The organism is Streptomyces sp. NBC_00726 (assembly GCF_045161735.1).
Lineage (GTDB): Bacteria > Actinomycetota > Actinomycetes > Streptomycetales > Streptomycetaceae > Streptomyces.
Window position 1 is genome coordinate 4084165 of sequence record NZ_CP108983.1, and the last position, 21703, is coordinate 4105867.

21 protein-coding genes are annotated in these 21703 nt (G+C 73.2%); 12 read left to right on the forward strand and 9 right to left on the reverse strand.

The features are described 5' to 3' along the window. The first annotated feature begins 171 nt into the window (after window positions 1-171). The 3 genes from rplM (at window position 172) to glmM (ending at window position 2708) form a co-directional block, all read left to right on the forward strand. On the forward strand, window positions 172-615 hold the full coding sequence (gene rplM / locus OG338_RS18395; protein WP_111337447.1) for a 50S ribosomal protein L13: 444 nt from the start codon (window positions 172-174) through the stop codon (window positions 613-615). 45 nt (window positions 616-660) lie between these two features. Beyond that, window positions 661-1185 (forward strand): 30S ribosomal protein S9, encoded by a 525-nt coding sequence (gene rpsI / locus OG338_RS18400; RefSeq protein ID WP_018101205.1) that lies wholly within the window; start codon window positions 661-663, stop codon window positions 1183-1185. Between the two features lie 164 nt (window positions 1186-1349). Next, a complete protein-coding gene (gene glmM / locus OG338_RS18405) occupies window positions 1350-2708 on the forward strand; it encodes a phosphoglucosamine mutase (protein ID WP_405938345.1) in 1359 nt (452 codons plus the stop codon). Between the two features lie 28 nt (window positions 2709-2736). Here the strand turns inward: glmM and OG338_RS18410 are convergent, their stop codons facing one another. The 3 genes from OG338_RS18410 to coaA all read right to left on the reverse strand — a co-directional run bounded on the left by OG338_RS18410 (window position 2737) and on the right by coaA (window position 6347). After that, entirely contained in the window at window positions 2737-4290 is a 1554-nt protein-coding gene (locus tag OG338_RS18410; protein ID WP_405938346.1) for a PH domain-containing protein, read from the reverse strand. A gap of 88 nt (window positions 4291-4378) precedes the next feature. Continuing rightward, a complete protein-coding gene (locus OG338_RS18415; RefSeq protein ID WP_405938347.1) occupies window positions 4379-5335 on the reverse strand; it encodes a DUF389 domain-containing protein in 957 nt (318 codons plus the stop codon). A gap of 19 nt (window positions 5336-5354) precedes the next feature. Beyond that, window positions 5355-6347, reverse strand: a complete 993-nt coding sequence (gene coaA / locus OG338_RS18420; RefSeq protein WP_405938348.1) for a type I pantothenate kinase — start codon at window positions 6345-6347, stop codon at window positions 5355-5357. A 204-nt stretch (window positions 6348-6551) separates the two neighbouring features. On the opposite strand from coaA, the gene OG338_RS18425 reads away from it, so the two are divergent. Beyond that, window positions 6552-7298 (forward strand): DUF6008 family protein, encoded by a 747-nt coding sequence (locus OG338_RS18425; RefSeq protein WP_405940460.1) that lies wholly within the window; start codon window positions 6552-6554, stop codon window positions 7296-7298. Window positions 7299-7385: 87 nt separating this feature from the next. Here the strand turns inward: OG338_RS18425 and argG are convergent, their stop codons facing one another. The 6 genes from argG to OG338_RS18455 all read right to left on the reverse strand — a co-directional run bounded on the left by argG (window position 7386) and on the right by OG338_RS18455 (window position 12594). After that, window positions 7386-8831 (reverse strand): argininosuccinate synthase, encoded by a 1446-nt coding sequence (gene argG, locus OG338_RS18430; protein ID WP_161211382.1) that lies wholly within the window; start codon window positions 8829-8831, stop codon window positions 7386-7388. An 87-nt stretch (window positions 8832-8918) separates the two neighbouring features. Then, a complete protein-coding gene (locus OG338_RS18435; RefSeq protein WP_405938349.1) occupies window positions 8919-9563 on the reverse strand; it encodes a dihydrofolate reductase family protein in 645 nt (214 codons plus the stop codon). Window positions 9564-9649: 86 nt separating this feature from the next. Continuing rightward, complete coding sequence (locus OG338_RS18440; protein ID WP_405938350.1) at window positions 9650-9799, reverse strand: hypothetical protein; 150 nt, start codon at window positions 9797-9799, stop codon at window positions 9650-9652. A 28-nt stretch (window positions 9800-9827) separates the two neighbouring features. Beyond that, window positions 9828-10730 (reverse strand): LysR family transcriptional regulator, encoded by a 903-nt coding sequence (locus tag OG338_RS18445; RefSeq protein WP_405938351.1) that lies wholly within the window; start codon window positions 10728-10730, stop codon window positions 9828-9830. A gap of 83 nt (window positions 10731-10813) precedes the next feature. Next, window positions 10814-11491, reverse strand: a complete 678-nt coding sequence (locus OG338_RS18450) for a type 1 glutamine amidotransferase domain-containing protein (RefSeq protein ID WP_405938352.1) — start codon at window positions 11489-11491, stop codon at window positions 10814-10816. Between the two features lie 122 nt (window positions 11492-11613). Continuing rightward, complete coding sequence (locus OG338_RS18455) at window positions 11614-12594, reverse strand: Lrp/AsnC family transcriptional regulator (protein WP_405938353.1); 981 nt, start codon at window positions 12592-12594, stop codon at window positions 11614-11616. A gap of 131 nt (window positions 12595-12725) precedes the next feature. On the opposite strand from OG338_RS18455, the gene OG338_RS18460 reads away from it, so the two are divergent. From OG338_RS18460 to tsaE, 8 genes are all read left to right on the forward strand, one after another. Next, entirely contained in the window at window positions 12726-14213 is a 1488-nt protein-coding gene (locus OG338_RS18460) for an MFS transporter (RefSeq protein WP_405938354.1), read from the forward strand. Window positions 14214-14306: 93 nt separating this feature from the next. Further along, window positions 14307-16154: a glutamine--fructose-6-phosphate transaminase (isomerizing) gene (glmS, locus tag OG338_RS18465; protein ID WP_405938355.1), complete on the forward strand. Its 1848-nt coding sequence runs from the start codon at window positions 14307-14309 to the stop codon at window positions 16152-16154. Window positions 16155-16176: 22 nt separating this feature from the next. After that, window positions 16177-16545 (forward strand): holo-ACP synthase, encoded by a 369-nt coding sequence (locus OG338_RS18470; protein ID WP_405938356.1) that lies wholly within the window; start codon window positions 16177-16179, stop codon window positions 16543-16545. 144 nt (window positions 16546-16689) lie between these two features. Continuing rightward, window positions 16690-18156, forward strand: coding sequence for an NAD(P)H-hydrate dehydratase (locus OG338_RS18475; protein ID WP_405938357.1), 1467 nt, complete (start codon window positions 16690-16692; stop codon window positions 18154-18156). 46 nt (window positions 18157-18202) lie between these two features. Then, window positions 18203-18589 (forward strand): DUF488 domain-containing protein, encoded by a 387-nt coding sequence (locus OG338_RS18480; protein WP_405938358.1) that lies wholly within the window; start codon window positions 18203-18205, stop codon window positions 18587-18589. Between the two features lie 52 nt (window positions 18590-18641). Then, window positions 18642-19790 (forward strand): alanine racemase, encoded by a 1149-nt coding sequence (gene alr, locus OG338_RS18485; RefSeq protein ID WP_405938359.1) that lies wholly within the window; start codon window positions 18642-18644, stop codon window positions 19788-19790. A gap of 52 nt (window positions 19791-19842) precedes the next feature. After that, the gene (locus OG338_RS18490) at window positions 19843-21081 is read left to right on the forward strand and encodes an alpha/beta fold hydrolase (RefSeq protein ID WP_405938360.1); all 1239 of its coding nucleotides are present in this window, start codon (window positions 19843-19845) and stop codon (window positions 21079-21081) included. Beyond that, window positions 21050-21601 carry a tRNA (adenosine(37)-N6)-threonylcarbamoyltransferase complex ATPase subunit type 1 TsaE gene (gene tsaE / locus OG338_RS18495; protein WP_405938361.1) on the forward strand — a complete coding sequence of 184 codons (552 nt, stop codon included), beginning with the start codon at window positions 21050-21052 and terminating at the stop codon, window positions 21599-21601. The genes OG338_RS18490 and tsaE overlap by 32 nt, the downstream gene beginning before the upstream one ends. The last annotated feature ends 102 nt before the right edge of the window (window positions 21602-21703 follow it).

The window sequence follows — 21703 nt, forward strand, 5'->3', positions numbered from 1 at the left end:
GCGTATGGGCTGCACCGTCAAGGTGCGACGCGCCCGTACGCAGGTTCTCTGGAGCAGTTACCAGTGGCTCGCATACGGGCGTCGTCCCGGCACTGCGGGCCCCAGCTGCATGATCGCTTCAGAGGTGTCGTGTGTCTGGACCCCATCCACTGAAGAAGCGAAGGCTACGAAGTGCGTACGTACAGCCCCAAGCCCGGCGATGTGACCCGCCAGTGGCACGTCATTGACGCGCAGGACGTCGTCCTGGGCCGTCTCGCCACCACGGCTGCGAATCTCCTGCGAGGCAAGCACAAGGCGATCTACGCCCCCCACATGGACATGGGCGACTTCGTCATCATCATCAACGCCGACAAGGTTCACCTGTCCGGCAACAAGCGGACCCAGAAGATGGCCTACCGCCACTCCGGGTTCCCGGGCGGTCTGCGCTCCGTGCGCTACGACGACCTGCTCGCGAACAATCCCGAGAAGGCCGTCGAGAAGGCCATCAAGGGCATGATCCCCAAGAACTCCCTGGGCCGTCAGATGATCTCGAAGCTGAAGGTCTACGCGGGCGACCAGCACCCGCACGCTGCGCAGCAGCCGGTCCCGTACGAGATCACCCAGGTCGCGCAGTAGTTCCGGCCTCCCCCCAAAGACACAAAGAAAGATCTGAGGAGAATCGTGGCCGAGACCACTGTTGAGACCGTCGAGGGCACCGAGGGCGAGGAGACCTTCGCCGAGGTGACCACCTTCGAGTCCGAGGTCCCCGTCGAGGGTGAGTACACCTCCGAGTCGCTCGCCGGCCGCTTCGGCGACCCGCAGCCCGCCGCCGGCCTGGGCCGTCGCAAGAACGCGATCGCCCGCGTCCGGATCGTTCCGGGTACCGGCAAGTGGAAGATCAACGGTCGCACCCTGGAGAGCTACTTCCCCAACAAGGTGCACCAGCAGGAAGTCAACGAGCCCTTCAAGGTGCTCGAACTCGACGGCCGTTACGACGTCATCGCCCGCATCGCGGGTGGCGGCGTCTCGGGTCAGGCCGGCGCCCTGCGCCTGGGCGTGGCCCGCGCGCTGAACGAGGCGGACGTGGACAACAACCGCGCGACCCTGAAGAAGGCCGGCTTCCTCTCCCGCGACGACCGTGCGGTCGAGCGCAAGAAGGCCGGTCTCAAGAAGGCCCGCAAGGCCCCGCAGTACAGCAAGCGCTAAACCGCCTGCTCACCCGCGTTACCGTTCGCCCCGGCGGCACCTCTCGTGCTGCCGGGGCGTTCGTTTATCGACATCCTCGGGCATATAACGGCATAAGGCGTTCATAGGCTTGTTGGTTGTGTGATCTGATCTTTTGCATTTCGGAGCACTTTCGGAGGACACCAGTGGGACGACTCTTCGGCACGGACGGCGTGCGCGGTGTCGCCAATGCGGACCTGACGGCCGAGCTCGCGCTCGGCCTCTCGGTGGCCGCGGCACACGTACTGGCCGAGGCGGGCACCTTCGAGGGCCATCGGCCGACGGCCGTGGTGGGCCGCGACCCACGCGCCTCCGGGGAGTTCCTGGAGGCCGCCGTGGTGGCCGGCCTGGCGAGCGCGGGCGTCGACGTCCTGCGCGTCGGCGTGCTGCCGACCCCGGCCGTGGCCTATCTGACCGGCGCGCTCGGCGCCGACATCGGGGTCATGCTCTCGGCCAGCCACAACGCCATGCCGGACAACGGTGTCAAGTTCTTCGCCCGGGGCGGCCACAAGCTCGCCGACGAGCTGGAGGACCGCATCGAGACGGTCTACGAGCAGCACCGCACCGGAGAGCCGTGGACCCGCCCCACCGGCGCCGGCGTCGGCCGCGTCACGGACTACGTGGAGGGCTTCGACCGGTACGTCGCCCACCTCATCGGCGTCCTGCCGAACCGCCTCGACGGCCTGAAGGTCGTCCTGGACGAGGCACACGGCGCCGCCGCCCGCGTCTCGCCCGAGGCGTTCACCCGCGCCGGGGCCGAGGTCGTCACGATCGGTGCCGAGCCGAACGGGCTGAACATCAACGACGGCTGCGGCTCCACCCACCTGGAGCTGCTGCGCGCCGCCGTCGTGGAGCACGGCGCGGACCTGGGCATCGCGCACGACGGCGACGCCGACCGCTGCCTGGCCGTGGACGGGGCGGGCGAGGAGGTCGACGGCGACCAGATCCTCGCCGTGCTGGCCCTCGCCATGCGCGAGGCCGGTCAGCTGCGCGGGGACACCGTGGTCGGCACCGTGATGTCGAACCTCGGCTTCAAGCTGGCCATGGAGCGCGAGGGCATCCAGCTCGTCCAGACGGCCGTCGGCGACCGCTACGTCCTGGAGTCCATGAAGGCCGAGGGCTTCGCGCTGGGCGGCGAGCAGTCCGGGCACGTCATCGTCCTGGACCACGCCACGACCGGCGACGGCACCCTGACCGGCCTGATGCTCGCGGCCCGGGTCGCCGCGACGGGCCGCTCGCTCGCCGAGCTGGCCGGGGTCATGGAGCGGCTGCCGCAGGTCCTGGTCAACGTCCCGGACGTGGACAAGTCCCGCGTGCACACCTCGCAGGAGCTGTCCGCCGCCGTCGCGGAGGCCGAGCGCGAGCTGGGTGCCACCGGCCGCGTGCTGCTGCGCCCCTCGGGCACGGAGCCGCTGGTACGGGTCATGGTCGAGGCGGCGGACATCGAGCAGGCCCGCACGGTGGCGGGGCAGCTGGCGGACGTCGTGAAGTCGGCGCTGGGCTGAGCGGTCCGGTCCCGGCGGCGGCCCCGGCTCACGGCCGGGGTGCCGCCGTGTCCGGGGCCGCCCGCCCGCCGTCGCCCCGCTCGCGCTCCAGCGCGTCGATGATGCGGGCCAGGTCCGCGGGGGCGGCGGCCAGCCGGACCGGTGCGCCGGCGTCGTCCAGCTCGGCGATGTGCCAGTCCCGGGGGACGGCGTCGCCGTCGCTGCCCCGGGCCCGCCGCAGCTCCGTGACGGTCAGCCGGTCCGCGGGGATGCGGCGGGCGGCGAAGCGGCCGGGACCCGCGTGGGGCGTCACGGCCGGCGGGCCGCCGCCGACGACCACATGGGTGCCGAAGTGGTTCGGGTTGTAGGCGGTGGCCTCCAGGAAACGGGCGGCCAGGAAGTGGTCGTGCCCGTCCGGGGCGGCGGCCCGGGCCTCGCCCGGGACACGGACGCGGGTGGCGCGCCAGGCGAGGCCGAGCGCGGCCGCGCCGGCCACCGTGCCCGCCGCCGCCCAGGCGACCCTCCCGGGCGAGCCCAGCGGGTCCGTGGAGTGCAGGTAGAGCAGGGGCAGCAGCCATACGGCCGTCACGCCGAGGGCGCCCGCGAACGGAAGGGCGGAGGGCAGCAGCTCGTCGTCCCGCAGCCCGCGCCCGCGCCCGCGGACCAGCAGCCGGGCCCCCGCGTAACCCGCGCCCAGCAGGCAGAGCGCGGAGAACACCGCGAGTTCCCCGGGGCTGATCAGGTGGTCGTGCCAGACCCGGTGCTCGCCGGTGACCGTCCTGGCCGAGCCGTGCCAGAAGACCAGCTCCACCTTCTCCCCGGCGCGGAACGCCGCCGCGTCGTCCTGGGAGACCGCGAGTCGGTGGACCGGGCGGTCGTCGGTGAAGTACAGCCAGCTGCTGCCCCTGCCCCGGTTGACGTCGGTCCGCTCGATCACCCCGTCGAAGGTGGCCAGGCAGTCGCGGCGCTCGGCGGCCGGAGTGGCGTCGGTGCAGGCCACGGCCGCCCGCCACGCCCGCTGCTCCGACGCGGCGTCCGCGACGTACGACGCGGCCACGGCCGAGGCGGTGAGCAGCACGACGCCCACGATCCAGGTGATGACGGGCCGGCGCCCCGCCGACCGGGGCGTGATGACCGGGGCCTCGCCGTCCGACGCGGGGCTTCCGTAACGGCGGTGCAGCGCGCGCAGCGCCTCCAGGCCGGCGTCGAAGTCCGTGGTGGCGGCCCCGCTCGTCGGCACCGGCAGCCGCCAGGCGCGCCCGTTCTCCAGCAGCACGCTGACGCGGTGGATGTCCTGGTTCCGGCCGGTCTGGATGTACCGGCGCAGATCCACGATCCGGGACCACGGCACCGTACGGCGGCGCAGCAGGGTCCGGGAGCGCAGTCCGTACGCCCCCGCGCTGAGCCGGGCGGTGGCCGCGTACAGGAAGAGCAGCCCCAGCAGGGCGACCAGTGCCCCCGCGGTGAACCACGGGTCGAGCGGGCCGCCCAGGTGTCCCGCGCGCAGCGCGGCCACGGCCGCCCCGGCGCCGCCCACGCCGACGCCCCACCACAGCGCGCGCCGTGACGGAGCGCGGCAGATCACTTCCCCGATTTCGGCCATGGCGGAAGACTGCCATCGGCTCCCCGCCCGGTACTTGTGGGGGTTACGGAAGTCTCGGCGGCCCTCACCCTGCCGGTCCGGCACCGGCCTATGGTGCCGTCGGCTTCGTGTGGGCGCGCTGGAAGTGCCGGGTCCTGCGCCACAGGGCCTTCTGGGCGAGCAGGGTCAGCGTTCCCGCCGCGACGATCCCGCCGAGGTTGGCCAGCAGCTGCTGGACGGACCCGGTCATCTGGCCGTAGTCCCGGTAGCTGAAGGCCACCGCCGCGTTGGCGGCCGCCGGGACGGTCGTCACCGAGATCGCGACCCCGATGAGCGCGCCGGACTTCGCCGAGGTCAGCGAGAGCGTGCCGGCGATGCCGGCGAGGAACGCCACGACGAACGACATCCAGTCCGGCTGCCAGACGAACGCGGTGTTGGGCCGGTCCCCCTCGATCATCGCGCGGTCGAACAGCCCGAAGACGTCCATCAGCCAGGCGAAGCCCACCGTGAGCAGCATCGCCGCGGCGAACCCGCCGATCAGCGCGGTCAGCGAGCGCCCCACCAGGCGCGGGGCGCGCTGCACGAGCGCCGTCGAGATTCCGGCGAGCGGCCCGAACTCGGGGCCCACCGCCATCGCGCCGACGATCAGGATCGCGTTGTCGAGCATCACCCCGCAGGCCGCGAGCATCGTCGCGACCGCGAGGAACGCGACATAGGTGGCGCTGAACGTCGAGTCGTCGTGCGTGGCCTCGACCAGCTCCTCCCAGAGCACCGCGTCCGACCCCTCGCCCGGCGCCTCCTCCTCCGCCCGGTCGGCGCGCGCGGAGAGCGTCAGGTCCATGTTCTCGACGGTGATCGCTCCGTACTCGTCGAGACCGAGCCGGCGCAGCGCCGCGATCAGCTCGTCGCCCGCCTCGCGCGCCACGTCGCACAGCACCATGTCGCCCACCGGGTCGCGCGAGACGCCCGGCAGCACCGCGAGGTGCGCGGTGCCGACGGTCCGCTCCAGCAGGTCCGTCACCTCGTCCGTGCGGCCGGCGGGCACGATCAGGCGCAGATGCAGCACGGAGCGGCCCCTTCCGGAGTCAGAGTTTGCGCAGTGACAGCCGCTGGACCTTGTGGTCGGGCCCCTTGCGCAGCACCAGCGTGGCACGTCCGCGGGTCGGCGCCACGTTCTCCACGAGGTTCGGCCGGTTGATGGTCCGCCACATGGTGGCCGCGTACTCCATCGCCTCGGCCTCGGAGACCTGGGTGTACTTCCGGAAGTACGAGGACGGGTCCTGGAACGCCGTCTCGCGCAGCTTCCGGAAGCGGTTGAGATACCAGGTCTCGATGTCCTCCGGCCGGGCGTCCACGTACACACTGAAGTCGAAGTAGTCGGCGAGCCCGACCCTGGTGCGGCCGTCCTTGCCGGGCAGGGCGGGCTGGAGGACGTTCAGCCCCTCCACGATCAGGATGTCCGGGCGGCGCACGGTGAGCCGTTCGCCGGGCACGATGTCGTAGATCAGGTGGGAGTAGACCGGGGCGGTGACCTCGTCCTTGCCCGCCTTGATGTCGGCGACGAAACGGGTGAGGGCGCGCCGGTCGTACGACTCCGGGAACCCCTTGCGGGACATCAGGCCGCGCGCGTGGAGCTCCTTCATCGGCAGCAGGAACCCGTCGGTGGTGACCAGCTCGACCCGGGGGTGCTCCGGCCAGCGGGCCAGCAGCGCCCGGAGGATGCGCGCGGTGGTGGACTTCCCCACGGCGACACTGCCCGCGACCCCTATGACGAACGGCGTCCCGCGCTGCGCGCCCTGCCCGTTCCCCGCGTCCCCGAGGAAGGTGTTGAGCGCGCCGCGCAGCCCGGAGGTGGCCTGCACGTACAGGTTCAGCAACCGCGAGAGCGGCAGATAGACGTCCCGCACCTCGTCGAGATCGATGACGTCCCCGAGCCCGCGCAGCCGCTCCACCTCCGCGGCGGTCAGCGGCAGCGGCGTCTTGTCGCGCAGCGCGCTCCACTCCGCCCGGGAGAGATCGACGTACGGCGTCGCCGCGTGCTCGGCGCGCCGGGGGCTCCGTGCGGGTGAAGTGATCACGTATTCATTGTTGCGGGAGTTCCGCGGGAGCGGGGGGTGGGCTCGGTCACGTGGGGGAGCGGCTTCGCACCGGTCGGTTCTCCGCTGGATTCAGCAATCCGGAAGAAGCGAAACGGGCGGTTCGGCAGCAGTCTCTTCGCACAGGTATGTGTTTTCCCGAAGGGACCTCGTATGGATCACTCAGGAATGCCGGGAATGACTGCTATGCCGGGGATGGAGGCCACCGCATCGACGGTGGACACCCTGGGCGCCGTCCTGTTCATCGGGTGGGCCGTGGCGATGTGGGGCGCCGTCGTCGTGCTCGCGGTCGGTAACAGGCGGCCGGTGCGGGCGTGGGTGTACAAGGTCGCCGTCGCGCTCATCGGTATCGGTGTCATCGGCCAGATCGGGCATTTCCAGGAGCACGTCGCCCAGGCCGCGTACTGGATCGGGCATCCCTACGACCCGGCGTGGATGACGCCGTGGGGCAACAGCTTCTCGCGCGGGTTCGGGCAGATCGACGCGAGCAAGCCGTCGCTCGGGATGGAGATCCTGCATCTGATCGGGAACTTCATCTTCCTCGCCGGGCTGGTCGGCATCGTGCAGATCACGCACCGGGTCAGCGGGGTGCTGAAGTCGCGCAAGTGGGGGCGGATGGGCGTCTGGATGCAGGGCATCCACGGCCTGGAGCACGTCGTGCTGACCCTCTCCGTCGCGCTGGGCGCGAGCCGGGCCATCGGCCTGTCGACCTGGTTCGGTGCCATCGAGCCCGGTCCGGCGCTGGCCACGTACCGGATCTGGTGGCACTTCGTGGCCAACGCGGTCGGGACGGCCATCCTCGCGGTCGCCGTGTACCACCTGTGGAAGGAGAAGCGGGCGGTCAGGGCGAGCTTCGGCCTCCCGGAGGACGCCGCGGCCGCGCCCGCCGGGGACGACCCGGTGCGCACCCTCGAACCGGCGGGGCGCCCCTGACCGTGGCTCCGCGCACTTCCCCCGTACGGAACGGAGCCGGCCGGGCACCCCGAGAGGTGTCCGGCCGGTCGTCCGTGCGGGGGCGGGTCAGTCCGTGCCGGACTCCATCGCCGCGCGGTCCAGCATCTCGTCCTGGTCCGAGACCTCGCCGCGCGAGGCGATGGCCTCGGCGCCGCCCTCGGGGAGCTGGCCGATCAGGCCGGTGGCGGCGGCCTGGGCCGCGCCGATGGCCGGGTTCGCGGTGCCGATCATGCCGAGGCCCGCGTACTGCTCCAGCTTGGCGCGGGAGTCCGCGATGTCCAGGTTCCGCATGGTGAGCTGGCCGATGCGGTCGACCGGGCCGAACGCGGAGTCCTCGGTGCGCTCCATGGACAGCTTGTCCGGGTGGTAGCTGAAGGCCGGGCCCGTGGTGTCGAGGATCGAGTAGTCCTCGCCGCGCCGCAGCCGCAGGGTGACCTCGCCGGTGACGGCCGTACCGACCCAGCGCTGGATCGACTCGCGGACCATCAGCGCCTGCGGGTCCAGCCAGCGGCCCTCGTACATCAGCCGGCCGAGGCGGCGGCCCTCGTTGTGGTACTGGGCGAGGGTGTCCTCGTTGTGGATGGCGTTGACCAGGCGCTCGTACGCGGCGTGCAGCAGGGCCATGCCGGGGGCCTCGTAGATGCCCCGGCTCTTGGCCTCGATGATCCGGTTCTCGATCTGGTCGGACATGCCCAGGCCGTGCCGGCCGCCGATGGCGTTCGCCTTCAGGACCAGGTCGACGGCGGTCTCGAACTTCTCGCCGTTGATCGTGACCGGGCGGCCCTGGTCGAAGCCGATCGTGACGTCCTCGGTCTCGATCTCGACCGACGGGTCCCAGAACCGCACGCCCATGATCGGCTCGACGGTCTCCACACCGGTGTTCAGGTGCTCCAGCGTCTTGGCCTCGTGGGTGGCGCCCCAGATGTTGGCGTCCGTGGAGTACGCCTTCTCGGTGCTGTCCCGGTAGGGCAGGCCGTGGGCGACCAGCCACTCCGACATTTCCTTGCGGCCGCCGAGCTCCGTCACGAACTCGGCGTCCAGCCAGGGCTTGTAGATGCGCAGGTGCGGGTTGGCCAGCAGGCCGTAGCGGTAGAACCGCTCGATGTCGTTGCCCTTGAACGTGGAGCCGTCGCCCCAGATCTGGACGTCGTCCTCCAGCATCGCCCGGACCAGGAGCGTGCCGGTGACCGCGCGGCCCAGCGGCGTCGTGTTGAAGTACGCCCGGCCGCCCGAGCGGATGTGGAACGCCCCGCACGTCAGCGCGGCCAGGCCCTCCTCGACGAGTGCGGCGCGGCAGTCGACCAGGCGGGCGAGCTCGGCGCCGTACGTCTTGGCGCGGCCCGGGACCGAGGCGATGTCGGGCTCGTCGTACTGGCCGATGTCGGCGGTGTAGGTGCACGGAACGGCACCCTTGTCGCGCATCCACGCGACCGCGACCGAGGTGTCGAGGCCGCCCGAGAAGGCGATGCCGACGCGTTCGCCGGTGGGCAGGGAGGTGAGGACCTTGGACATAGGAAGATTATGCATCAACTCGCATGATCATGCAACGCCCTCGTCCTCCTGGGCCTGCGACGCCCTCGTCTCCCGCGCCCACAGGGCTCATTTCCGCCAGAACAGGTGGTGCGTCATGCCGCTCGGGCTCGGTACGACGTCCAGGTGGAAGCGGTCGCGGAGGTCGTCCGGGGAGTCCCAGAGACGCAGGCCCGCGCCCAGCTTCTGCGGGGCCACCGCCACGTGCAGGGTGTCGACCAGGCCGGCGTCCAGGAACTCCCTGATGGTGGAGACCCCGCCGCCGAGCCGGACGTCCTTGCCGCCGGCCGCCGCCCGGGCCCGGGCCAGGACCTCGGCGGGCTCGCCGGTCATGAAGTGGAACGTGGTGTCGGAGAGCGTGAAGGAGGGGCGCGGGTGGTGGGTCAGGACGAACACCGGGGTGTGGAACGGCGGCTCCTCGCCCCACCAGCCCTGCCACGCGTGGTCCTCCCACGGGCCGCGCTGCGGACCGAACTTGTTGCGGCCCATGATCTCGGCGCCGATGTTGTGCGAGAAGTCCCGCGTCATGTAGTCGTCCAGACCCCGGCTGCCGCCCGGGTCCGTCCGGTTCGGCCAGCTCGCCGTCGCCCCGGCCCAGGAGAACAGCTGCCCCGGGTCGACATGGCCGAAGGGCCGTTCCAGGGTCTGGTTCTCCCCGCAGGCGACGCCGTCGGCGGAGACGGTGAAGTTCTGGACCTTCAGCAGCTGAGTCATGGGTGCTCTTCTCCCGTGAATGGGTGACAACGCAAGGGGTGACTCCTCGGGCGGCCCGGACTCATCGCCGTACACCGTCCCGGCCCTCATCCCACCGTAAGCACCGCGTTCCCCCGCACCCGGCGCGCCCGGATGTCCGCGACCGCGTCCCCGGTGCGCGACCAGTCGCGGACGGAGCCGATCTCCGGGTGCAGCCGGCCGCCCGGGGGAGCGGCCGTCGAACTCCATCTGCTCACCCGGGGCCGGGGCGCCCGCCCGGCGGGGTCAGCTCCACAGCTGGGCCTTCGTCAGCAGATGGCCGTGGAGCAGGGTGAGGTCCGGGTGCGGAGGGCTGCCCCGGCGGGTGGCCAGGTAGAACGTGTTCAGCGGGGGGATCTCCGGCTCGATGAGCGGGACGATCGTGCCGTCGGCCAGTTCGTCGGCGCACAGATACGTGGGCAGGACCGAGATGCCGGCCGAGGCCCGGACCGCCGCCAGGGCGCCGCGCAGGTCGGGGATGACCAGGGCGGGCGGGGTGGTGAGGGGGAGGCCGAAGACGGTGTGCCAGTAGCGGCGGACGATCGGCAGGGACTCCGCGTAACTGATCATCGGGATGCCGGCCAGGACCCCCGGGCCCTCGGCCGCGAGGCGGTCCGGGGGGAGGCGCGCGGCCAGTTCGGCCGAGGCGGCCAGGACGAACTCCTCGTCGGCCAGCGGGGCGGCCGTCACCCGGCGGCCGCGCGGGCGCACGGTCGAGATGACGAGGTCGAACTCGTCGTCCGCCAGCCGGTCCAGGAGGTCGTCGGAGAGCCCGAAGGTGAAGGTCAGCCGCATGCCCTCCGACACGAGGTCGCTGACGGCCGGGATGACACGGGCCGTCGTCAGCTCGACCGGTCCTGCCACGGTCAGCGGGCGGGCCGCCGGGGCGTCGCCGAAGGCCCGGTCCACCGCGTGGGTCAGCAGATCGATGGGGCCCTGGACCTCGCGGATCAGACCGTCGGCGGCCCGGGTGGGCCGTGCGCCGTGCGGGAGCCGGTCGAAGAGCGGGCGGCCCATCGCCTGCTCCAGGTTGCGGATCTGATGGGTGACCGCGGGCTGGGAGAGACCGAGCCGGTGTGCCGCCTTGGTGAACGAACCGAGCCGGTAGACCGCGACGAACGTGCGTACCCAGCCGAGTTGTACCGACAAGCCATCCCCCCGGAAGCTCTGTGCCGGTCCGGGCGGGCCGGACCGGCGGTGAGCCCGAGATTACGGGACGGGGGGCCGCCCGGTCAGCGGGCGGCCAGTTCCTCGACGACCAGCTCCGCGACCCGGGCGGCCGAGGCCGGGTTCTGGCCGGTCACCAGGCGCTGGTCGGCCACCGCGTGCGGGGCGAAGTTGCCGGTCTTGGTGATCTTCGCGCCGCGCTCGGCGAGGGTGCTCTCCAGCAGGAAGGGGACGACGCCGGTCAGGCCCACCGCCGCCTCCTCCTCGTTGGTGAAGGCCGAGACCCGCTTGCCCGCCACCAGGTGGCTGCCGTCCGAGAGCCTGATGTTGACCAGCCCGGCCGGGCCGTGGCAGACGGCCGCGACCGCGCCGCCCCGCTCGTAGACGGCGGCCGCCAGGGAGGCCAGCTCCGCGGACTCGGGGAAGTCCCACATCGTGCCGTGGCCGCCGGCGAAGTAGATCGCGTCGTACTCCTCGGCCCTCACCTCGCCCGGCGTGGGCGTCGCGGCCAGCGCCTCCGCGGTCGCGGGGTCCGCGAGGAACTCGGTGACGACCGTGTCGTCGGGGTCGACGCCGTCCTGCGGGGCGGCGCCGCCCCGTACGGAGACGTAGGCGATGTCGTAACCGGCCGCGCGGAAGACCGCGGCCGGGTGGGCGACCTCGGGGACGTAGAAACCGGTCCTGCGGCCGGTCGACCCGAGCGTGTCGTGGCTGGTCAGGGCGAAGAGAACCTTCTTGGACATGGTGGAGTCTCCCGTACGGGCCGTGGTGTGCGGTGGGTTCCCCAGGAATCTAGGGACTGCGGGCCGCCGCCGGAAAATAGCTGCGCCCATGCCCGGTATACGGATTCCTATGGCCCCAGGTCCTACCCCCGGAACGGCCGGTACGTCAGCTGCTTCACCCGGCGCAGCAGCGGCATCGACTCCACGTGCTCGACGCCGTCCAGGCCGCCCAGGCGGTCGCTGAGGTAGCGGTACAGGTGGCCGGAATTGCGGGTGATCACGACGGCCATCAGATTCGACGGGCCCGTGGTGGCCGCCGCGTACGCCACCTCGGGGTCGGCGCCCAGCGCCTCGCCCACCGCGTGGAGGGCGCGGGGGGCGGCGGTGACGCAGAGCATGCTGGAGTTGCGGTAGCCGAGGTGGCCGGAGTCGAACTCCACGTCCACGTACAGCGCGCCGGAGGCCACCAGCCGGGCCAGCCGGCGCCGGACCGCCGATTCGGAGAGGCCGGTCGCGCGCTGGAGCTCGGGGTACGTGGCCCGGCCGTCCCGTTCCAGCGCGGCGACCAGGGGCTCGTCGTCGGCGGTGATGACGGCCGGGCCGGGCGGGGCCGGGGGTGCCGGCGGGGCGAGCGCGGCGGTCTCCTCGGGGGTCAGCGCCCCGCTCTTGTGCAGCCAGCCGGCCGGACCGCCGTAGTACCGGTGCAGCAGCTGGTGCGCGCGGATGTCCACGATGTGCGGGGTACGCGGCAGCTTGCCGATCAGCAGGTCGTCCGCGTCGTCCCGGCTGCGCACGTTGACCGTGCACGTCACCTCCGTACCGCCCGACGTCAGCCCGATCCAGGAGGTGTCCGGGCGTTTGGCCAGGGCCTCCGCGATCGGCATCGCGCCCTCCGGCGCGCACCGCACCCGCAGCAGCCAGTGTTCGAACGACTCGGACGCCGCGCACCGCACCCCCACCACCCGAAGCCCGGCCTCCGTCCGCAGCGCGCGGAAGCGGCGCGCGACCGTCTGGTCGGAGACGCCGAGGACGGCCGCGATCCGGCTGAAGGGCGCGCGGGCGTCCAGCTCCAGCGCATGCAGGACGCGCAGGTCCAGGACGTCGCCCCGGGTGTGTGATTCCACTGCCGAAGGCCCCTTCCATGTCGGATTCCGGCGCCGGGGCGTCACTGGCTGGGGGTTCCGGCCGCCTGCGTCCGATCGTACGGGGGTGGCCGCCGGTCACACGGAACCCGTACGGGAGAAGGACACAGGACATGCGTAAGTGGGGGCCGCTCACCGCGGTCTGTCTGGGGACGTTCATGCTGCTGCTGGACGTCACGATCGTCATCGTGGCACTGCCCGACATGGCGAAGGCGCTCGACGCCTCGCTCTCCGACCTGCAATGGGTCATCGACGGCTACGCCCTGGCGCTGGCCGCCCTGCTCCTCGGCATAGGCGCGGCGGCCGACCGGCTCGGCCGGCGCCGGGTCCATGTCGTCGGCGTCGTGCTGTTCGCCGCCGCCTCGCTGGCCTGCGGGCTCGCCTCGACGCCGGGTCTGCTGGTGGCGGCACGCGCCGTCCAGGGCGTGGGAGCCGCCGCGATGTTCGCGACGACGCTGCCGCTGCTCGCCTCGGTCTACCGGGGCAAGGACCGGTCCGTGGCGCTCGGGCTCTGGGGCGCGGTGGCCGGGGGCGCCGCCGCGATCGGGCCCGTGGTCGGCGGGCTGCTCGCCGAGGGCCCCGGCTGGCGGTGGATCTTCTTCGTCAACCTTCCCGTGAGCGTCGCCGCGATCTGGCTGACCGGCCGGACCGTGTCCGAGTCGCACGGGGCGCGGGACCGGCGCACCGACTGGGCGGGGACCGCCGCCTTCGCGGTGTTCGCCGGGGCCGCCACGTACGCCGTCGTCCGGGCGGGCAGCGCCGGCTGGGCGTCCGGGCAGACGCTCGCCACGTTCGGGATCGCCGCGCTCGCCCTGGTCTGCTTCGTCGTCGTGGAGCTGCGCGTCGCACACCCGCTGCTCGACCTGTCGCTGTTCCGCACTTCCGCGTTCACCGGGGTGATGGCCGGGTCGCTCGCCTTCAACATGGCGGCCTTCGGTGTGCTGCCGTACACCTCGATCTGGCTCCAGACGGTCCTCGGACTCAGCCCGGTCCAGGGCGGCCTGGCGGTCCTGCCGCTCGCCGCGACCTCGTTCGTGGTCGCCGCCGCCGGCGGCCGGCTGCTGCACGGGGTGCAGCCGCGCTTCACCATCGGCATCGGACTCGCCCTGATCGGCGCCGGCACCCTCGCCCAGGCGGTCCTGGGCGCGGGCTCCTCCTGGCCCGCCCTGATCCCGGGCCTGGCGCTGGCGGGCATCGGCACGGGCCTGGTCTCGCCGGCCATCGCGGGCGCGGCGCTCGCGGCGGTCCCGCCGGAGCGGGCCGGCATGGCGGGCGGCGCGGTCAACACCTTCCGCCAGCTCGGTTACGCCTTCGGGGTCGCCGTGCTCGGGACGGTGCTGACCTCCCGGATGGCGGAGAGCCTGGGCGACGGCGCGTCCCACGCCCTGGCGGGCGGCGGCGCGGCGGGGCTGCGGGCCGCCGGGATGCCGGAGCAGGCGCTGCGGACGGCGTTCGCCTCGGGGCTGAACACGGCCGCGGTGGTGGCCGGTGCGGTGGGCGTCGTCGCGGGCGTCGCGGTGCTGCTGCTGGTGAAGGGGGAGCGGCCGGTGGCCGCGCCGGAGGCGAAGGAAGCCGCGCCGGAGGCCGTACGGGCGGGATGAGGGCACGGCGGCGCGTGGTCCTCAATCGGCTGATGGGCCCGGTTTTCTGCGATTATGCGAAGAACAGGGGCCAGTGATCGTGAAGGGACCACTATGTGCGGAATCGTGGGTTACGTCGGCGGACAGTCGGCGCAGGACGTCGTCGTCGCGGGCCTCAAGCGGCTGGAATACCGGGGCTACGACTCCGCCGGCATCGCCGTCCTCGCCGACGGCGGGCTCGCCGCCGCCAAGAAGGCCGGGAAGCTGGTCAACCTGGAGAAGGCGCTGAGCGAGCACCCGATCCCGGCCGGCACCGCCGGGATCGGGCACACCCGCTGGGCCACCCACGGCGGACCCACCGACGCCAACGCCCACCCGCACCTGGACAACGCCGGCCGCGTCGCCGTCGTCCACAACGGGATCATCGAGAACTTCGCCGCCCTGCGCGCCGAGCTCGGCGGGCGCGGTCACGACTTGCTGTCCGAGACCGACACCGAGACCGTCGCCCACCTCCTCGCCGAGGCGTACAGCCAGAGCGGGGAGCCGGCCGAGGCCATGCGCCAGGTGTGCCGCCGCCTGGAAGGGGCGTTCACCCTGGTCGCGGTCTTCGCGGACGCGCCCGACGTCGTCGTCGGCGCCCGGCGCAACTCCCCGCTCGTCGTGGGGCTCGGGGACGACGAGTCCTTCCTCGCCTCCGACGTCGCCGCGTTCATCGAGCACACCCGGTCCGCGATCGAGCTGGGCCAGGACCAGGTGGTGGAACTGCGCCGGGACGGCGTCCTCGTCACCGGCTTCGACGGCCGGCCCGCCGAGGTCCGCGAATACCACGTGGACTGGGACGCCTCGGCCGCCGAGAAGGGCGGCTACGCGTCCTTCATGCTCAAGGAGATCGCCGAGCAGCCGAAGGCCGTCACCGACACCCTCCTCGGCCGCATCGACCCGGAGGGCACCCTCCATCTGGACGAGGTCCGCATCACGCGCGGCGAGCTGCGCGAGGTCGACAAGGTGGTGATCGTCGCCTGCGGCACCGCGTACCACGCCGGAATGATCGCCAAGTACGCCATCGAGCACTGGACCCGCATCCCCTGCGAGACCGAGCTGGCCAGCGAGTTCCGCTACCGCGACCCGATCCTGGACCCGCACACCCTGGTCGTCGCCATCTCCCAGTCCGGCGAGACCATGGACACCCTGATGGCCCTGCGGCACGCCCGCGAGCAGGGCGCGAAGGTCCTCGCCATCTGCAACACCAACGGCTCGACCATCCCGCGCGAGTCCGACGCCGTCCTCTACACGCACGCCGGGCCCGAGGTCGCCGTCGCCTCCACCAAGGCGTTCCTCACCCAGCTCGTCGCCTGCTACCTCGTCGCCCTCTACCTCGGCCAGGTACGCGGCACCAAGTGGGGCGACGAGATCCGCACCGTGATCCGGCAGCTCTCCGAGATCTCCGGCTCGGTCGAACGGGTCCTGGCGACCATGGAGCCGGTCCGCGAACTGGCCCGGTCGCTGGCCTCCCACGACACCGTGCTCTTCCTCGGCCGGCACGTCGGCTTCCCGGTCGCCCTGGAAGGCGCGCTGAAGCTCAAGGAACTCGCGTACATGCACGCCGAGGGGTTCGCCGCGGGCGAGCTGAAGCACGGGCCGATCGCGCTCATCGAGGACGGCCTGCCCGTCGTCGTCGTGGTCCCGTCCCCGGCCGGGCGGTCCGTGCTGCACGGCAAGATCGTGTCCAACATCCAGGAGATCCGGGCCCGCGGCGCCCGTACCGTCGTCATCGCCGAGGAGGGCGACGACGAGGTCGTCCCGTACGCCGACCACCTCATCCGCATCCCCGCAACGCCTACGCTGCTTCAGCCGCTGGTCGCCACCGTGCCGTTGCAGGTCTTCGCCTGCGAACTCGCGACGGCCCGCGGCAACGAGGTGGACCAGCCGCGCAACCTGGCGAAGTCCGTCACCGTGGAGTGAGCCGAGCAGTGAGGGTGGGAACGTGATCATCGGGGTCGGGATCGACGTGGCGGAGATCGAGCGGTTCGACGCGGCGCTGGAGCGTACGCCGCAGCTCGCGGCGCGGCTCTTCGTGGACGCGGAGCTGCTGTTGCCGAGCGGCGAGCGGCGCGGCATCGCCTCGCTCGCCGCCCGGTTCGCCGCGAAGGAGGCCCTGGCGAAGGCGCTCGGCGCGCCCGGTGGGCTGCTCTGGACGGACGCGGAGGTGTACGTGGAGGAGAGCGGGCAGCCGCGGCTGCGGGTGAGCGGCACGGTGGCGGCGCGCGCCGCCGAGCTGGGGGTGCGGAGCTGGCATGTGTCGCTCAGCCACGACGCGGGGGTCGCTTCCGCGGTGGTGATCGCGGAGGGGTGACGGGGGCTCCGCCCCTGTGGCCTCGGGGGGTCCGGCGGGCCGGTTCCGTCCTCAGTCGCCGGACGGGCTTGATGCGGCCGGTGGCCGCTTGGCGGTGCCGTCCATCGCCTGCGTGGGGTTCTCGACCTGCGTACGTTGGAAGGCATGCGTACCGCCTACAGCGTTGACACCGTACGGGCCGCCGAAGCGGCCCTCATGGCGCGGTTGCCCGAAGGGGCGCTGATGCAGCGTGCCGCCGCCGGGCTCGCCGCCGCCTGTGCCGATCTGCTGCGCCGGGCCGGGCGGGTCTACGGGGCGCGCGTCGTCCTCCTCGTCGGCACCGGTGCCAATGGCGGCGACGCCCTGTACGCCGGGGCGCGGCTCGCCCGGCGCGGCGCGGGCGTGGTCGCCGTGCGGGTCACCCCGGGCCGGGCCCACGAGGGCGGGAGCGCGGCCCTGGTCGCGGCGGGGGGACACGTGGTCGACGGGGCCGAGAGCACCGCTCACGAGGACTGGGCCGGGCGGATCGACCTCGTCGTGGACGCCATCACCGGGATCGGCGGGCGCGGCGGACTGCGGCCGGGGGCCGCCGAGCTGGTCCGGAAGTACACCGCGCACGGCGCGCCCGTCGTCGCCGTCGACCTGCCCAGCGGGGTCGAGGCCGACACCGGCGAGGTGACCGGGGACGCGGTGCGCGCCGACGCCACCGTCACCTTCGGCGCGTACAAGCCCGCGCTGCTCGTGGACCCGGCCGCCGAACGGGCCGGGGCGCTGCGCCTCGTGGACATCGGGCTCGGGCCCGAACTCCCCGCCGTGCCGGACCTGGAGGCGCTCCAGTACGCGGACGTGGCCGCGCTGCTGCCCGTACCGGCCGCCGAGAGCGACAAGTACCGGCGCGGGGTCGTCGGCATCGCCGCCGGATCGGCGCGCTACCCGGGCGCCGCCGTCCTCGCCGTCTCCGGGGCACTGCGCGCCGGCGCGGGCGCCGTGCGCTACGCGGGCCCCGGCGGCGACGCGGTCATCGCCCGCCATCCGGAGGCCCTGGTCCACGCGGGCCGCCCCTCGGCGGCCGGGCGGGTGCAGGCGTGGGTCGTCGGCCCCGGGCTCGGCGACGGCACCGAGGCCGTGGCGGCCGTCTCCGACGTACTGGCCACCGAGGTGCCGGTGCTGGTCGACGCGGACGGACTGCGGCTGCTCGACCCGGACGTGGTGCGGGCCCGTACCGCACCCACCGTGCTCACCCCGCACGCCGGGGAGGCCGCCGCGCTGCTCGGCGCGGCGCGCGCGGAGGTGGAGGCGGGGCGGCTCGCCGCCGTACGGGAGCTGGCCGGGCGGTTCGGCGCCACGGTGCTGCTCAAGGGCTCGACCACCCTGATCGCCGATGACACCCCGCACACCCCGGTCCGGGTCAACCCGACCGGCACCCCGTGGCTGGCCACCGCCGGCAGCGGTGACGTGCTCTCCGGCCTCACCGGCTCCCTGCTCGCCGCCGGACTCGCCCCGCTCGACGCCGCATCGGCCGGGGCGTATCTGCACGGGCTCGCCGCCCGCCGCGCCGCCGGCGGCGCCCCGCTCGCCGCGATGGACGTCGCCGACGCGATCCCCGGGGCGTGGCGGGACGTCCGGGCCTGAGCGAAGCTGAGGAGGACCCGACCGTCCGAAGGAGAGGTGACCGGCCGTGAGCAGCAGCGGTGACGTACGCGTACGCCGGGTGTACGACGGGGTGGAGGAGGACGACGGCACCCGCGTCCTGGTGGACCGGCTGTGGCCGCGCGGGGTGTCCAAGGAGAAGGCGGCGATCGACCGCTGGCTCAAGGACCTCACCCCGTCGGACGAGCTGCGCTCCTGGTACCACGAGGACCGCTCCGCCACCCGCTACGACACCTTCGTCGAGCGGTACCGCGCGGAGCTGGCGGGACCGGCCGAGACCGCGGCCGTGGACGAGCTGGCCGGGCTGGTCCGCGAGGGCGGCCCGGTGACGCTCGTCACCGCCGTCAAGGACGTCGAGCACAGCCACGTACCGGTCCTCGCCGACCATCTGGAACACGAGCTGCGCCACCGCTGACGCGCCCCGCCGGACCGGCCCGCACGGGCGGCTCTGAGACACTGGGCGCGATATGAACGAGACAGCGTCCTTGCGAGCCCGTGCCGAGATCGACCTCGCCGCACTCCGCGCCAATGTGCGCGTCCTGCGTGCCCGGGCGGCCGGGGCGCAACTGATGGCCGTGGTCAAGGCCGACGCCTACGGGCACGGCGCGGTCCCCTGCGCGCGCGCCGCGCGGGAGGCGGGCGCCGCCTGGCTGGGCACCGCGACCCCGCAGGAGGCCCTGGCCCTGCGCGCCGCCGGGCTCGACGGGCCGATGCTGTGCTGGCTCTGGACCCCGGGCGGCCCCTGGCGCGAGGCGATCGAGGCCGGTATCGACGTGTCGGTGAGCGGCATGTGGGCGCTGGACGAGGTCACCGGGGCCGCCGCGGCGGCCGGCCGGACCGCCCGTATCCATCTCAAGGCCGACACCGGACTCGGCCGGGCCGGCTGCCAGCCCGCCGACTGGCCCGGACTGGTCGCCGCCGCCCGCACCGCCGAGCGCGCCGGCACCGTCCGCGTCACCGGCCTCTGGTCCCACTTCGCCTGCGCCGACGAGCCGGGCCACCCCTCGATCACCGCCCAGCTGGACACCTTCCGCGACATGGTGGCGTACGCCGAGAAGGCCGGCGTCGAGCCCGAGGTGCGGCACATCGCCAACTCCCCGGCGACCCTGACCGTCCCCGAGTCCCACTTCGACCTGGTGCGGACCGGGATCGCCATGTACGGCATCTCGCCCAGCCCGGAGCTGGGCACATCGGCCGGCTTCGGGCTGCGCCCCGTGATGACGCTCGCCGCGTCCGTCGCCCTGGTCAAGCAGGTCCCGGCCGGCCACGGCATCAGCTACGGCCACCACTACACGACCCCCCGCGAGACCACCCTCGGCCTGGTGCCCCTCGGTTACGCCGACGGCATCCCGCGCCACGCGTCCGGCCGGGGCCCGGTCCTGGTCGGCGGGGTGCGGCGGACCATCGCGGGCCGGGTCGCCATGGACCAGTTCGTCGTGGACCTGGACGGCGACGAGGTCGCGGCGGGCAGCGAGGCGGTGCTGTTCGGGCCCGGCGACCGGGGCGAGCCGAGCGCCGAGGACTGGGCACAGGCCGCCGGAACCATCGCGTACGAGATCGTCACCCGGATCGGCGGCCGGGTACCGCGCGTCCACCTGGGCGCCACGACCGACTGACACGACCCACTGACACAACCCACGGACACGACCCACGAGGAGCGGGGCACGGGTGAGCGACTTCAGCACGGGTGACGTGGTGGCGGCGGCCGCCGCTCCGGGGGCCGGCTGGCGCCGGGCGGGCATCGCCGGCGCCGCCATAGGCGTGCTCGCCGCCGGGGCCGCGGCCGGGGTCGCCGTGGAGCGGCTGACCGTCGGCCGGGGCATGCGAAAGCGTGCCCGCCTCGCCCTGGACGCCACCGGCCCGTACGGCGCGCTGCGCGGGACGCCCGGCCGGGCCACCGCCGACGACGGCACCGAGCTGTACTACGAGGTGGACGAGGTCGATCCGCCCGAGGACACCGCCCCCGCGGGCTCCCGCAGGCGCCGGCTCTTCGGGCGCAAGGCACCCGCCCCCGTCACCGTCGTCTTCAGCCACGGCTACTGCCTCGGCCAGGACTCCTGGCACTTCCAGCGCGCCGCCCTGCGCGGCCTCGTACGCACCGTCCACTGGGACCAGCGCAGCCACGGCCGCTCCGAGCGCGGCCGCGCCCAGGCCCGCGCCGGCGGCGGGGTGCCCGTCGGCATCGACCAGCTCGGCCGCGACCTCAAGGCCGTCATCGACGCCGCCGCCCCCGAAGGCCCGCTCGTCCTCGTCGGTCACTCGATGGGCGGCATGACGATCATGGCGCTCGCCGACCAGTACCCGGACCTGCTCCGCGACCGGGTCGCCGCCGTCGCCTTCGTCGGTACGTCGAGCGGGAAGCTCAACGAGGTGAGCTTCGGGCTGCCCGTGATGGGCGTCAACGCCGTGCGGCGCGTCCTCCCCGGGGTGCTGCGGGCGCTCGGCTCGCAGACGGAGCTGGTGGAACGGGGGCGCCGGGCGACCGCCGACCTGTTCGCCGGGCTGATCAAGCGGTATTCCTTCGGCTCCCGGGACGTGGACCCGGCCGTCGCGCGGTTCGCGGAACGGCTCATCGAGTCCACCCCGATCGATGTGGTCGCCGAGTTCTACCCGGCCTTCGCGGAGCACGACAAGAGCGCGGCCCTGCCCCTCTTCCGCGACCTCCCGGTCCTTATCCTGGCCGGCGACAAGGACCTGGTGACGCCCAGCTCGCACAGCGAGGCCATCGCGGACCTGCTGCCCGAAGCGGAACTCGTCATCGTGCCGGACGCCGGGCACCTGGTGATGCTGGAGCATCCCGAGACGGTGACCGACCGGCTCGCGGACCTGCTGGTGCGGGCCGGAGCCGTACCGGAGTCCTCTAACGTTGGCGGGCATGGAACCGCAGAACAGCCCGGCGGCCGCTGAGGCCACCGCGTACGAGAACACCCCCGGCGCCGTCACCGTGCGCCTCGCCCTCGAATCCCCCGAACAGATGCGGGCCCTCGGCCGCCGGCTCGCCGCCGCGCTGCGCCCCGGCGACCTCGTCATGCTCACCGGCGAGCTGGGCGCCGGCAAGACGACCCTGACCCGGGGGCTCGGCGAGGGCCTGGGGGTGCGGGGTGCGGTGACCTCCCCCACGTTCGTGATCGCCCGCGTCCACCCGCCGCTGGCCGGGGGCCCCGCGCTGGTCCACGTCGACGCGTACCGCCTGGGCGGCGGTCTGGACGAGATGGAGGACCTGGACCTCGATGTGTCGCTGCCCGACTCCGTGGTGGTCGTGGAGTGGGGCGACGGCAAGGTCGAGGAGCTCTCGGACGACCGCCTCCAGGTCTTCATCGACCGCGCGGTGGGCGACACCGATGACGAGCGCCGCACGGTGACCCTGGTGGGCGTCGGGGCGCGCTGGGCGGGCCTGCGCAACGAGTCCTGGACGCCGTGGGGCTGACCGCCCCGCGCTTTCCGACGTGGTGTCGGCAAAATGTTGCGCGGGACGGGGCGGACATGGTGACATGGAGGACGAGAGCAGGTTAGGTCTACCTAACCACGC